The organism is Dokdonella koreensis DS-123 (assembly GCF_001632775.1).
GTDB classification, from domain to species: Bacteria; Pseudomonadota; Gammaproteobacteria; order Xanthomonadales; family Rhodanobacteraceae; genus Dokdonella; species Dokdonella koreensis.
This window is the reverse complement of record NZ_CP015249.1, coordinates 2,245,490-2,258,401: the sequence shown is the minus strand read 5'-3', so window position 1 is coordinate 2,258,401 and position 12,912 is coordinate 2,245,490. Positions and strand designations below refer to the sequence as shown.

10 protein-coding genes are annotated in these 12,912 nt (G+C 69.5%); 5 read left to right on the top strand and 5 right to left on the bottom strand.

The genetic code is table 11. From position 1 onward, the window contains the following. Positions 1-23 precede the first annotated feature (23 nt). Both I596_RS09160 and I596_RS09155 read right to left on the bottom strand, forming a co-directional pair. Positions 24-2,111: a S46 family peptidase gene (locus I596_RS09160; protein WP_425478808.1), complete on the bottom strand. Its 2,088-nt coding sequence runs from the start codon at positions 2,109-2,111 to the stop codon at positions 24-26. Between the two features lie 228 nt (positions 2,112-2,339). Further along, complete coding sequence (locus tag I596_RS09155; protein WP_067646766.1) at positions 2,340-3,041, bottom strand: hypothetical protein; 702 nt, start codon at positions 3,039-3,041, stop codon at positions 2,340-2,342. Positions 3,042-3,333: 292 nt separating this feature from the next. Here I596_RS09155 and tdh point away from each other — a divergent pair, with 292 nt between their 5' ends. The 5 genes from tdh (at position 3,334) to rapA (ending at position 9,924) form a co-directional block, all read left to right on the top strand. Then, on the top strand, positions 3,334-4,356 hold the full coding sequence (tdh, locus tag I596_RS09150) for an L-threonine 3-dehydrogenase (RefSeq protein WP_067646763.1): 1,023 nt from the start codon (positions 3,334-3,336) through the stop codon (positions 4,354-4,356). 137 nt (positions 4,357-4,493) lie between these two features. After that, positions 4,494-5,798 (top strand): tRNA lysidine(34) synthetase TilS, encoded by a 1,305-nt coding sequence (tilS, locus tag I596_RS09145; RefSeq protein ID WP_223303800.1) that lies wholly within the window; start codon positions 4,494-4,496, stop codon positions 5,796-5,798. Positions 5,799-5,829: 31 nt separating this feature from the next. Next, the gene (locus I596_RS09140) at positions 5,830-6,084 is read left to right on the top strand and encodes an exodeoxyribonuclease VII small subunit (protein WP_067646758.1); all 255 of its coding nucleotides are present in this window, start codon (positions 5,830-5,832) and stop codon (positions 6,082-6,084) included. Beyond that, a complete protein-coding gene (gene ispA / locus I596_RS09135) occupies positions 6,085-6,978 on the top strand; it encodes a (2E,6E)-farnesyl diphosphate synthase (protein ID WP_067646755.1) in 894 nt (297 codons plus the stop codon). 117 nt (positions 6,979-7,095) lie between these two features. Continuing rightward, positions 7,096-9,924, top strand: a complete 2,829-nt coding sequence (gene rapA, locus I596_RS09130; protein WP_067646753.1) for an RNA polymerase-associated protein RapA — start codon at positions 7,096-7,098, stop codon at positions 9,922-9,924. 26 nt (positions 9,925-9,950) lie between these two features. On the opposite strand, the gene accD is transcribed toward rapA, so the two are convergent. The 3 genes from accD to trpB all read right to left on the bottom strand — a co-directional run bounded on the left by accD (position 9,951) and on the right by trpB (position 12,909). Further along, positions 9,951-10,817, bottom strand: coding sequence for an acetyl-CoA carboxylase, carboxyltransferase subunit beta (gene accD, locus I596_RS09125; RefSeq protein WP_067646750.1), 867 nt, complete (start codon positions 10,815-10,817; stop codon positions 9,951-9,953). Positions 10,818-10,882: 65 nt separating this feature from the next. Next, positions 10,883-11,698: a tryptophan synthase subunit alpha gene (trpA, locus tag I596_RS09120; protein ID WP_067646747.1), complete on the bottom strand. Its 816-nt coding sequence runs from the start codon at positions 11,696-11,698 to the stop codon at positions 10,883-10,885. Continuing rightward, complete coding sequence (gene trpB / locus I596_RS09115; protein WP_067646744.1) at positions 11,695-12,909, bottom strand: tryptophan synthase subunit beta; 1,215 nt, start codon at positions 12,907-12,909, stop codon at positions 11,695-11,697. Before trpB ends, trpA begins: the two co-directional genes overlap by 4 nt. Positions 12,910-12,912: the final 3 nt, after the last annotated feature.

Genomic DNA, 12,912 nt, shown 5'->3' with positions numbered 1-12,912 from the left:
CTATCTTGCGCCTGCCCCGTGTTTCAGCGAACCCCCATTTCCTGCAGCAGGTTGGTCGCGCCGTCCACCTTGTCCATGACCCAGAGCATGTAGCGCACGTCCACCTGGATCGAACGCGTCAGCTCGGGATTGAAGATCCAGTCCGCGCTGACGCTTTCCCATACGCCGTCGAAGGCCAGGCCCACCAGTCGTCCCTTCGCGTCGAGCGTCGGAGAACCGGAGTTGCCGCCGGTGATGTCCAGATCGGCCAGGAAGTCGACCGGGACCGAGCCGAGCGCAGGGCTGGCATAGCGGCCGTAGTCGCGTGCCTTGATCCGCTCGGTGACCTTGGCGGGGGTGTCGAAGGGGTCCACGTTCGTGGTCTTGGCGACGATGCCTTCGAGCGTCGTGAACGGGAAGAACTCGACACCGTCCTTCTTGAGTCCCTGGACCTTGCCGTAGGTCACGCGCAGCGAGCTGTTGGCATCCGGGTAGACCGCCCTGCCCTGGGCCTCGTTGAATGCGATCATCGCCTGCATGTAGCGCGGCCGCAGCTTCATCTCGTCACCGGCGCGCGCCTTGCGCTCGCGCTCGATCCGCAGCAGGTCCGGCATCAGTGCGGCCATCAGCCGGTAGGCGCTGTCATCCGACGCCTCGATCTGCTGGCGCGACAGTTTCAGTCCGGCCAGGCGCGCATCGGTCGTGCTCAGGTGGCTGCCGGCATAGAGCGCCTGGACCTTGGCGTCGACCTGGGCATCGGCGACTGCCCCTTCGCCGAGCCAGCCGTCGAGCGCGGCGACGCGTTGCGTTGCGGGGAGCTTGGTGTAGCGCTTGAGCACATACGCAAGGATCCGCGCATCGACCGCCGGGTCGCCGCGCCGTTCCATCTGGCGCAGGTTGCCCTCGATACGGGCCTCGTCGCGCGGCTGGTAGCCCGCTTCGCGCTCGATCACGGACTTCTCGCGCTCGCCTGCCAGCCGGTAGAGGCTGTAGGCCGCATTGTAGAGCTGGGTCCGCTGCAGGTAGCTCAGGATCAGGTCGCGATCGCGCGTCGCGCGCTGGCCGGCCAGCAGTGTGTCCAGCGCGGCGATGTCGGTCCGCAGTCCGGCCTCGCTCGCACCCTGCTGCGCCAGCCAGGCGTCGAGCTCGGTCTCGCGTGCGCGTTTGCTGGTCACCGCATCGGCACGTCCCAGGCCTTCGAGCTGGCCGCCGTAGTTCTTGAGCGAGTTGTTGAAGCTGGCGACGGCGCTGGCGTACTTGACCGCGACATCCGGGTTGCGCCGGCCTTCGGCGTCGATGATGTCGAGGATGTCGGTCACGACCTGCTGCTGAACCGGATAGGACCACTCGATCGCGTCGGCGACCTCGGTCGCGCGCCGGTAGCGGTTGGTGCGGCCCGGGTAGCCCGTCACCATGACGAAATCGCCGGCCTGCACGCCGTCGGCATTGACCGGAAGGACGTGCTTGGGCTTGAACGGCACGTTGTCCTTGGCGTAGGCGGCCGGCTTGCCGTCCTTGCCGACATAGGCGCGCAGGAAGCTGAAATCGCCGGTGTGACGCGGCCACATCCAGTTGTCGACGTCGCCGCCGAACTTGCCGACCGCGCCGGCCGGTGCGTACACCAGGCGCACGTCGCGGATCTCGCGCTGGCGGATCAGCTGATAGCTGGCTCCGCCGTAGAATGAGGAGACGCTGCAGCGCAGGCCGCCCGGCTTCTCGCAACGGGCGACGATCTCCTTCTCGGCGCGATCGACCGCCTCGAAGTGCGCATACCCGTCCATGCCGGACTTGAGCCGGCCGTTGATCTCGCGCGTGACGTCGCGGATCTCCTCGGTCACGTAGACGCGCAGGTTCGGGTCGCCCGGCAGTTCCTCACCCAGGCTGCGGGCCAGGAAACCGTCCTTGATCAGGTTGCGCTCGGCGGTGGAGTTGTACTGGATGGCGCCGTACGCGCAATGGTGATTGGTAGCGATCAGCCCCTGCGGCGAGACGAACGAGGCGGTGCAGAAGCCGAGACTGACGATCGCACCCATCGTGGAGCCGGTGAGGTCGGTCAGCTGGGCCGGATCGAGCTCGAGGCCGGCAGCCTTGAGGTCATCGGCAATGGCCGGCAGCTGGGACGGCTGCCACATGCCCTCGGTGGCGGAAGCCGGAGAAACGACGGCGATCGCCGCCGCGAGCGCCAGGATCAACGAAGTACGGTGCATGGAACGCCTCGGAAGGGGGCAAACCACCTATGCTGCCCAAAAGCCCGGGCCTTTGCGCAGGCAGGAAGTCACGAGGGGCCGTCAAGCCGGAGCGCGGCCAAAAAAACGCCCCGGAGGTCCGGGGCGCCTTTCTTCATGCGTTGAAGCGGAACATCACTCGATCGTGAAGTCCTGCAGCGACACCGGCAGACCCTGGCCCGCGACGGCAGCGATGATCTTGACGTTGCTGAAGGCGCCGAGCGTGGCGATGTCGACCGGCTGGTTCGCGCCGCAGTCCGGGGCGCGCAGGTAGGTCACGCCACCACCGGTCGCGTTCGAACCGAAGACGAACGCGCTGTTCGACGGCTCGAGGTCCGGCTGGAACACTTCGACGACGATGTCCTGCGTGGCCGGGGTGGCGACGACGGCTGCCGGCGAGATCGGGAGGATCTGCTCGGCCAGCACGTTGCCGTCCGGCGAGCTGAACGACGCCGAGCCGATCATCGTCAGCGCGCCGGTGGTCAGGGCGGTGCCGGTCGGGATCGTGTAGACACGAACTTCCAGGCCGGTCACATCGCCGCCGGTGCCCGAACGGGTGCTCTCGACACCGATCTGGACCGACGAGACGCTGGCGCCCGGCGTGGTGCCGGCGGCCAGGACGTAACGGCGGTAGTAGCTGTTCTCGGCGGTCGTGGCGAGGCCGTCCGCACCGCAGGCGACGGTGCCCTGGACCGGCGTGCAATCGGTGTTGTGGCTGATGTTGCCCGGGCCGGTCGGGCAGGCCGCGGTGGGGGCAGAGACAGGGCTCGCCGGCGCACGGCTGAGGCTGGCGGCCTGCGCGCCGGCGGCGCACAGCAGACTGACGGAAAGGGACAAGAAGCGACTTGGACACTACACGTTCTCCGGAATGGGCAGGCATCGCCCGCGTTGACAAACTTCCCGGGATGCAAACCCCCCCGGGCCTGGGCAGACCACAAAATATTTAACGATTCGAGCACATTCAGCGACTCCATGCAACAGGCTGGACGTCACATACGAAAAATGGTGTAGGCCATACGAAGCCGTATGCCGCGTGCAGCGGGCGCCCTGAGCAACCGGGGACACCGGACCACCGGCCGACGCCCCTATAATCCCGCCCCTCTCAACCCGCCCGCGACAACGATCCCTCATGAAGGCACTGGTAAAGCGCGAACCCGGCAAGGGCATCTGGATGGACGACGTCCCACTGCCGCAGATCGGCCCCAACGACGTCCTGATCAAGCTCGAGAAAACCGCCATCTGCGGGACCGACCTGCACATCTATCTCTGGGACGAGTGGTCGCAGCGGACGATCAAGCCGGGACTGGTGATCGGCCACGAATTCGTCGGCCGGATCGTGGAGATCGGCGCGGGCGTGAAAGGCTACGAAGTCGGCCAGCGCGTCTCGGCGGAAGGCCACATCGTCTGCGGCGTCTGCCGCAACTGCCGCGCCGGCCGGCAGCACCTGTGCCCGAACACGATCGGTATCGGCGTGAACCGCCACGGCGCCTTCGCCGAGTACATCGCGATGCCGGCCTCGAACCTGTGGCCGATTCCCGACCAGATCCCCTCGGAACTCGCCGCCTTCTTCGACCCGTACGGCAACGCGGCGCACTGCGCGCTGGAGTTCGACCTGATCGGCGAGGACGTGCTGATCACCGGTGCCGGTCCGATCGGCGTCATTGCGGCGGGTATCGCCAAGCACGTGGGAGCACGCAACGTCGTGGTCACCGACGTTAACGACTACCGCCTGAAGCTCGCCGCCGACATGGGCGCCACGCGCGTGGTCAACGTTTCCCAGCAGTCGCTGCGCGAGGTGGTCAAGGACCTCCACATCGAGGGCTTCGACGTCGGCCTGGAAATGAGCGGAAACCCGCGCGCGTTCAACGACATGCTCGACTGCATGTACCACGGCGGCCGGATCGCCCTGCTCGGCATCCAGCCCAAGGGCGCCGGCATCGACTGGGACAAGGTGATCTTCAAGGGGCTGGTGCTGCACGGCATCTACGGCCGGCGGATGTACGAGACCTGGTACAAGATGACCCAGATGGTGCTGACCGGGTTCCCGCTGCAGAAGGTGCTGACCCACCAGATCCACATCGATGATTTCCAGAAGGGTTTCGACCTGATGGAGGCCGGCAATTGCGGCAAGGTGGTCTGCTCCTGGAATTGACGGGCTTCGGCGTGGCGGGCGCGTTCGGCGAGCGCGCCCTGCCCGCGGCGGCCCTGCCCTCCGGACCTGGGTGACTGCAGGGGAACGTCCTGACCGTCCACCGCCTCACCGAGACCCTCGACGCGGCCCTGCTCGTCTTGCCGCCGGGACCGGTCCGCGTCGCCTACAGCGGCGGCCTCGATTCCACGGCGCTGCTGCACGCGCTGGCGCGGCTGCCCGCAGCGCGCGCGCGCGGCCTGCGCGCACTGCACGTCGACCATGCCCTGCAGCAGGACAGCCGCGCCTGGGCCGGGCATTGCCGCCGCGTCGCCACCGAGCTGGCGGTGCCGCTGGACGTGCTGGAGGTCGAGGTCGCCCTCGGTGCCGGTCACGGGCTGGAAGCGGCCGCGCGGCGAGCCCGCTACGCCGCGATCGCGTCGGATCTGGCGCCCGGCGAGTTCCTGGCGCTGGCGCACCACAGGGACGATCAGGCCGAAACGGTGCTGCTCAAGCTGATGCGCGGTGCCGGGCCCGAAGGCATCGGCGCGATGCGGATCCTGAGGCCTCTGGGCGCAGGACAGGCATGGCGCCCGCTGCTGGACCTGCCGCAGGCGGCGTTGCGCAGCTATGCCCTGGCCAACGGCCTGTCCTGGGTCCAGGACCCCAGCAATTTCGACATGACGATCGACCGCAACCTGGTGCGCGCCGAGGTCCTCCCGCGTCTTCGCCAGCGCTGGCCGGAGGCCGACAGCAGCATCGTCATGGCGTCTGCCTGGGCACGGGCGGCAGCGGACTTCATCGACACGGAGGCCGAACGGGCGCTGGCCTCGCTGCAGGGACTGGACCCGGCGACGCTGCGCTACCGGGGCTGGCTCGAACTGCCGGAGGCATTGCGCGATCCGGTGCTGCGGCGCTGGTTGCGTGCGTTGGACCTGCCCGAACCGACCCATTTCCAGGCCGCCGAACTGGTGCGCCAACTGGCGGAGGCCGCCGACGACCGGCAGCCGTGCGTGCGCTGGCCCGGCGCCGAGCTGCGGCGCTATCGCGACCTGCTGCACGCCCTGGCCCCGCTGCAGGTTCCGCCGCCCGGCTGGCATGCCGAGCTCGGCGCAGCGCCGGTCCAGCTGCCGGCCGGCCTCGGCCAGCTGCGCCTGGTTCCCGTGGTCGCGGGAGGCGCGCCGGTTCATCTGCCCGATGCGCTTGGCGTGCGCTTCCGGCGTGGCGGCGAGACCGTCCGGTTGACCGATGCCGGCCATCGGCGCGATCTGGGGCGGCTGTTCCAGGAGGCCGGCCTGCCGTCCTGGGAACGCGGCCGGCTGCCGCTGGTGTTCGATCCGGACGATCGCCTGGTTGCCGTCGCCGATCTGTGGCTCAGCGACGAGGGTCGCAGCCTGTTCGATCGACACCGATGCCGCCTGGAGTGGACACGGGGCCCGGAAGGTGGCGACACGCGCCGCCATTGAACTTGCCCAGGCCCTGGGCTACTTTTCGCGCATGCCGAACACTCCCGACAGCAGCGCATCGCCCGTAGCCGAGTTCGAGAAGTCGCTGGACGAGCTCGAGCAGCTCGTCGGCCGAATGGAGCACGGAGACCTCAGCCTCGACGAGTCGCTGCATTCGTTCGAGCGCGGCATCGCGCTGTATCGCAGTTGCCAGGGCGCGCTGGAGCAGGCCGAGCTGCGCGTCCAGCAGCTGCTGGACCCGGGCGCACCCGAGGCGGCACGGCCTTTCGACCCCGAAACCCCGTAAGTGCGCGAGCTTCCCTCCGATCTGCAGGCGCTCTCCCTGCGCGCCGATGCGGTGCTCGCCCGCGTCCTGCCGGATGCGGCCGCGCCGCCAGTCGAGCTGCACCAGGCGATGCGCTATGCGGTGCTGGGCGGCGGCAAGCGCATGCGGCCGTTGCTGGTCTATGCGGCCGGCCATGCGTTCGACGCGCCGCTGGACCGGCTCGATCCGGCGGCGGCGGCGGTCGAGATCATCCACGCCTACTCGCTGGTCCACGACGACCTGCCGGCGATGGACGACGACGACCTGCGTCGCGGCCGGCCGACCTGCCACGTGGTCCACGGCGAGGCGATGGCGATCCTGGCCGGCGACGCCCTGCAGGCGCTGGCCTTCGAGGTCCTCAGCCAGGAAGCAATGCCGGGCGTCGATGCCGGGGGCCGGCTCGACATGCTGCGGACGCTGGCGACCGCCTGCGGCTCGCACGGCATGGCCGGCGGCCAGGCCTTCGACCTGGCGGCGGTCGGACAGCGGCTCGATCCTGCCGCGCTCGAGCGCATGCACGTCCACAAGACCGGTGCACTGATCCGCGCCTCGGTACGACTCGGCGCATTGGCGGCCGGCTGCCGCGATCCGGGCCCGCTCCAGGCGCTCGACCGCTACGGCCACTGCGTCGGCCTCGCGTTCCAGATCCGCGACGACATCCTCGACGTCGAAGGCAGCACCGACCAGCTCGGCAAGACCGCCGGCAAGGACGAAGCGAACGCCAAGCCGACCTACCCCGCCATCCTCGGCATGGCGGCCTCGCGCGAGCAATTGGCCGCCATGACGGCCGATGCGATCGACGCAGCGGCGACCTTCGGCGAAGCCGGCCGCCTGCTCGCCGATCTGGCGCGCTTCGTCGCCGCACGCGAGAGTTGACGGTCCCGCGCACGCCGATGCGTGCGCGGTCAGGATCCGGAATCACCATCGTGTCGGTGGCGCTGTACGATGGCAGCGCCGATAATCCGCGCCCCGCAACGAACGAGTCGGTCGCGCATGCAGCTTACCCCCGGACAACGCTGGATCTCCAACGCCGAACCCGAGCTGGGGCTCGGCACGATCTTGCGCATCGAGGGGCGTGGCGTGCAGGTGCTGTACGCGACATCGGGCGTACTGCGCCAGTACGCGCTGCATGCCGCACCGCTGACGCGCGCGGAGTTCCGGCCCGGGCAGAAGGTCCAGGGCAAGGGACTGACGCTCACCGTCGAGCAGGTCCAATCCGAGGACGGGCTGCTGGTCTACCACGGCCAGGGGCTGCGGCTCGCCGAATCGGAACTGGACGATACCCAGCCGATCTCGCGCGCCGACGAGCGCCTGGTGTCGGTACGGCTCGATCGCAGCGACCGCTTCGATTTCCGCCTGGACGCGCTGCAGCGGCGCGCGGCGGTTCTGCGCTCCCCGGCCTGGGGCCTGGCCTCGGCGCGGGTGGATCTGATTCCGCACCAGTTGCGCGTGGCCGCGGCCGCCGCCGGCCGGCAGCCGTTGCGCGTGCTGCTCGCCGACGAGGTCGGTCTCGGCAAGACGATCGAGGCGGGCATGATTCTCAGCCGGCTGCTGGCCGCCGGCCGGGCCGGGCGCGTGCTCGTGCTCGCCCCGGAAAGCCTCGTCCACCAGTGGTTCGTCGAGCTGCTCAGGCGTTTCAACCTGCAGTTCGCGCTCTACGACGAGGAGCGCTGCGAGGCGATCGAGACCGGCGGCGACGACCGCAACCCGTTCGGTGACGAACAATTGGTGATCGCCAGCATCGGCTTCCTCGCGGACAACGCGAAACGGTCCGCGCAGGCGATCGAGGCCGGCTGGGACGTCGTCGTCGTCGACGAGGCGCACCACTTGGCCTGGACGCCGGATGCCGCGAGCGCCGGCTACACGCTGATCGAAACGCTGGCCGGACGCGTGCCCGGACTGATCCTGCTGACGGCGACGCCGGAACAGCTGGGGCGCAGCGGCCATTTCGCACGCCTGCGCCTGCTCGACCCGGCCCGCTTCCACGCGCTGGATCGCTACGTCGCCGAAGCGGACGGCTACGCCGAGCTGTCGGCGGTCGCCGCCCGGCTCAAGGACGGCGATCCGCTGTCCGATGCGGATCGGACGGTATTGCAGCGGCGCTTCGGCGGCGATCCGGAACTGCTGGCCCTGCTCGACAGCGGAAGCGACAGCGATGCCCTGCTCGACGCGCTGATCGATCGTCACGGCACCGGGCGTGTCATGTTCCGCAACCGGCGCGCGCAGATCGGCGGGTTTCCGAAGCGCCTGCCCGAGCTGCAGTTCCTCGATGCCACGGTGCTCGACGACCAGGGCCGGCAGCGCCTGCTGGCCGAGTTCCAGGCCGACCTGCAGGCCGCCGATGCCGGCATCGAGGTCAGTTATGCCGATGATCCGCGCCTGCCCTGGCTGATCGACCGGATCGAGAACGACGCCGGCGAGAAGCTGTTGCTGATCTGCCGCAGCCAGGCGAAGGTGCTGGCCCTCGAAGAAGCCCTGCGCACGCGCAGCGGCGTCAAGGTGGCCCGCTTCCACGAAGGCATGAGCCTGGTCCAGCGCGACCGCAATGCGGCCTATTTCGCCGATCCGGACGGCGCGCGCGTGCTGCTGTGCTCGGAGATCGGCTCGGAAGGCCGCAACTTCCAGTTCGCGCGTCATCTGGTGCTGTGGGACCTCCCGTTCGATCCGGACCTGCTCGAACAGCGTATCGGCCGGCTCGACCGCATCGGCCAGAAGCACGACATCCGCATCCATCTGTGCGTGGTGCGGGGCAGCGCGCAGCAGGCCCTGGTGCGCTGGTACGAAGAGGGCCTGGACGCGTTCCGCCGCAGTCCGGCCGACGGCCGCGAACTGCTCAAGCGCTACGGCACGCGCGTGGCGCAGGCGGCGATCGAACATGCCCGCGGCGGCGAGGATGCGGATGCCGAGCTCGATGCGCTGATCGCCGAGACGCGCGCCACGCACGAGGAGCTTTCGGCGATCGTCCATGCCGGACGCGACCGCCTGCTCGAACTGGCCAGCGAACGCGACGCCCACGGCGAGGACCTGACCGAGGCGCTGGCGATGCTCGACGCCGATACCGGCGCGCGCGACTTCATTCTGCGGCTGTTCGAGCAGTTCGGCGTCGAAAGCGAGGACCAGGGGGGCGGCCTGATCCTGCTCGATCCGGAGTACCTGAGCACCGACGGTTTTCCGGGACTCAAGGACGGCGCCCAGCAGGCGACCTTCCAGCGTCCGGTCGCGCTCGCGCGCGAGGACATCCCACTGTTGCGCCTGGATCATCCGATGGTCGCGGGCGCCGTCGACCTGCTGCTGGAAAGCGAGCAGGGCAACGCGGCGTTCCTCGTCGACACCAGCCTGCCCGCCCGTACCGCCCTGCTCGAATGCGTCTTCGTGCTCGACTGCGTCGCCGATCGCCGCCTCGGCGTCGACCGGTTCCTGCCGCCGCTGCCGATCCGCGTCGTCGTCGATTCGCGCTTGCAGGAACGCGCCGATTTCCGGCCCCAGGCCGACGTGCGCGCCAACGAGCGGACGCTGGATCCGGCCCGCTACCGGCCGATCCTCGGCAAGCTGGTGCCGCCGCTGCTGGCCCACGCGGAAACCCGCGTGCGCGAGTACAGCCAGGTCGAGATCGGTGCCGCCGTGACGGCGGCCGAGCAGCGGCTCGGGGCCGAGCAGGCACGCCTGACCGCGCTGGCCCGCGTCAACCCCGCGGTGCGACTCGAGGAGATCGCCGCGATCGGTGCCGAACTCGACGCGCTGCGCGAAGCGATCCCGAAGGCCGCCGCGCGTCTGGACGCGGTCCGCCTGGTCTGCAGCCCGGACTTCCTGGCGTTGCGCTGACGCGCAGGGCGTCAGCGCGGCGGCTTTCAGGCGGCCCGGGGCTGGCGCATCAGCAAGGCCAGCAAGGCGGCCAGCTTGTCGCGCATCTCGCGCCGGTCGACGATCAGGTCGAGCGCGCCGTGCTCGCGCAGGAACTCCGAACGCTGGAAGCCCTCCGGCAGCGTCTCGCGGACGGTCTGTTCGATCACCCGCGGACCGGCGAACCCGATCAGCGCCTGCGGCTCGCCGATGTTGATGTCGCCGAGCATGCCGAGGCTGGCCGAGACGCCGCCGGTGGTCGGATGGGTCAGCACCGAGATGTACGGAACGCCGGCGCTGCGCAGCCGTGCCAGGGCCGCCGAGGTCTTGGCCATCTGCATCAGCGAGAACAGGCTTTCCTGCATGCGGGCACCGCCGGTGGCCGAGAAGCACACCAGCGGGATGCGCTCCTCGAGCGCGCGCTCGGCACCGCGCGTGAACTTCTCGCCGACCACCGAGCCCATCGAGCCGCCCATGTAGGCGAACTCGAACGCGCAGGCGACCAGCGGCGACTCCTTGAGCGTTCCGCGCATCACCACCATCGCGTCCTTCTCGCCGGTCTGCTTCTGCGCCGCCACGATGCGGTCGCGGTATTTCTTGGTGTCCCTGAACTTGAGCACGTCGACCGGCTCGAGGCCGGCGAACAGCTCCTGGCCGGCGCCCTCGTCGAACAGCGCGGCCAGGCGCTCGCGGGCACGCAGCGGATGATGATGGCCGCACTTGGGACACACCATCAGGTTGCGGTCGAGCTCGGGGCGGTAGAGGACGGCGGCGCAGCCGTCGCACTTCTCCCACAAGCCCTCCGGCACCTTGCCCTTGGCGTTGGTACCCTCGGTGCGGGCGCGGCCGGACATCAGTTTCTGCAGCCAGTTCATGCTTGGAATTCTCCCGGATCTGGTGAAGGGAGCCGGAAGCACCGGCGCCGCGATTCGATGAGGTTCTACCTGGGGGCGCCGCGGGCGGCGTCCAATGCGGCGCGGATCGGCGCCAGGAACGCCTGCGCACGTGCCGCGGCATCGCCGGCATCGGTACTGCCGGCCAGGCGCTCGACCAGGGCGCTGCCGATGATGACCGCATCGGCGCACCCGGCGATCGCCACGGCCGAATCCGCGTCACGCACGCCGAAACCGACCGCGATCGGGATGTCGCTGTCGCGCCGGATGGCCGCGGCGCGCTGCGCGATGGCCGTCGTGTCGAGCCGGTTGGCACCGGTCACGCCGGCGAACGAGACGAGATAGAGGAAGCCGTGCGCACGGGCGGTGACCGCTGCGAGGCGGCGGTCGGTGGTGGTGGGCGCGACCAGGAAGATCTGGTGCAGGCCGGCGGCGGTGACCGCCTCGGCGCTCTGCGCTTCCTCCACCGGGCAGTCGACCAGCAGCACGCCGTCGACGCCTGCGGCCGCGGCCTCGCCGGCGAACCGTGTCCATCCGTAGATCTCGATCGGATTCAGATAGCCCATCAAGACCACCGGCGTGGTCGTGTCGCGCTGCCGGAACGCGGCCACCTGTTCCAGGATCAGCGCGATGCCGACGCCCCGCGCCACCGCGCGCTCGCTGGCGTGCTGGATCACCGGACCGTCAGCCATCGGATCGGAAAACGGAACGCCCAGTTCGATCAGGTCGGCGCCGGCCGCCACCAGCGCGTGCATCAGTGCCGTGATCCCATCGGCGGACGGATCACCGGCGGTGACGAACGGAATCAGGCCGGTGCGTCCGGCCGCGCGCAGGTCGGCAAAACGGGTATCGATGCGATTCATGCCAGCGAGATCCCCTCACGCGCGGCGATTGTGTGCACGTCCTTGTCCCCACGCCCCGACAGGTTGACGAGGATCAGGGCGTCCTTCGGCAGCGAACGCGCCAGCTTGATGCCCTGCGCGACGGCGTGGCTGGACTCGAGTGCGGCGAGGATGCCCTCGCTGCGCGCCAGTTCGTGGAAGGCGGCCAGCGCCTCCTCGTCGGTCACCCCGACGTACTCGGCCCGCCCGCGGTCCTTGAGCCAGGCGTGCTCGGGGCCGACACCCGGGTAGTCCAGGCCGGCCGAGATCGAATGCGTCTCGGTGATCTGGCCGTTGTCGTCGCACAGCACGTAGGTGCGGTTGCCGTGCAGGATGCCGGGCCGGCCGGCTGCCAGCGACGCGGCGTGGCGCCCGCTGGCGATGCCGTCACCGGCCGCCTCGGCGCCGATGATGCGGACCTGTTCATCGTTCAGGAACGCATGGAACAGACCGATCGCGTTGGAGCCGCCGCCGACGCAGGCGACCAGCGCGTCGGGCAGGCGCCCGTAGCCTTCGAGCATCTGCGCGCGTGCCTCGCGGCCGACGACGGCGTTGAAGTCGCGCACCATCATCGGGTACGGATGCGGGCCGGCGACGGTGCCGATGATGTAGAACGTGTCGGCGACATGGGTGACCCAGTCGCGCATCGCCTCGTTGAGCGCGTCCTTGAGCGTCTTGGAGCCGGACGTCACCGGGACGACCTCGGCCCCCAGCAGCTTCATCCGGTAGACGTTGATCGCCTGACGCTCCACGTCCACCGCGCCCATGTAGACCACGCAATCGAGGCCGAAGCGCGCGCAGACCGTGGCGGTCGCCACGCCGTGCTGCCCTGCCCCGGTCTCGGCGATGATGCGGCGCTTGCCCATGCGGCGCGCCAGCAGCGCCTGGCCGATCGTGTTGTTGATCTTGTGCGCGCCGGTGTGGTTGAGATCCTCGCGCTTGAGCAGGATCTGGGCGCCGCCGACCTGCCTGGACAGGCGTTCGGCGTGGTAGATCGGCGACGGCCGGCCGACATAGTGCTTGAGGTCGCGCTCGAACTCGGCGATGAACGCCGGATCGACGCGTGCCTGCGCGTAGGCGGCGGTCAGTTCCGCCAGCGGTGCCATCAGCGTCTCGGCCACGAAGCTGCCGCCATAGGTTCCGAAGCGCCCCTGCGCGTCGGGCAAGGTCTGCAAATCACTGGGCGGCGTCATCGT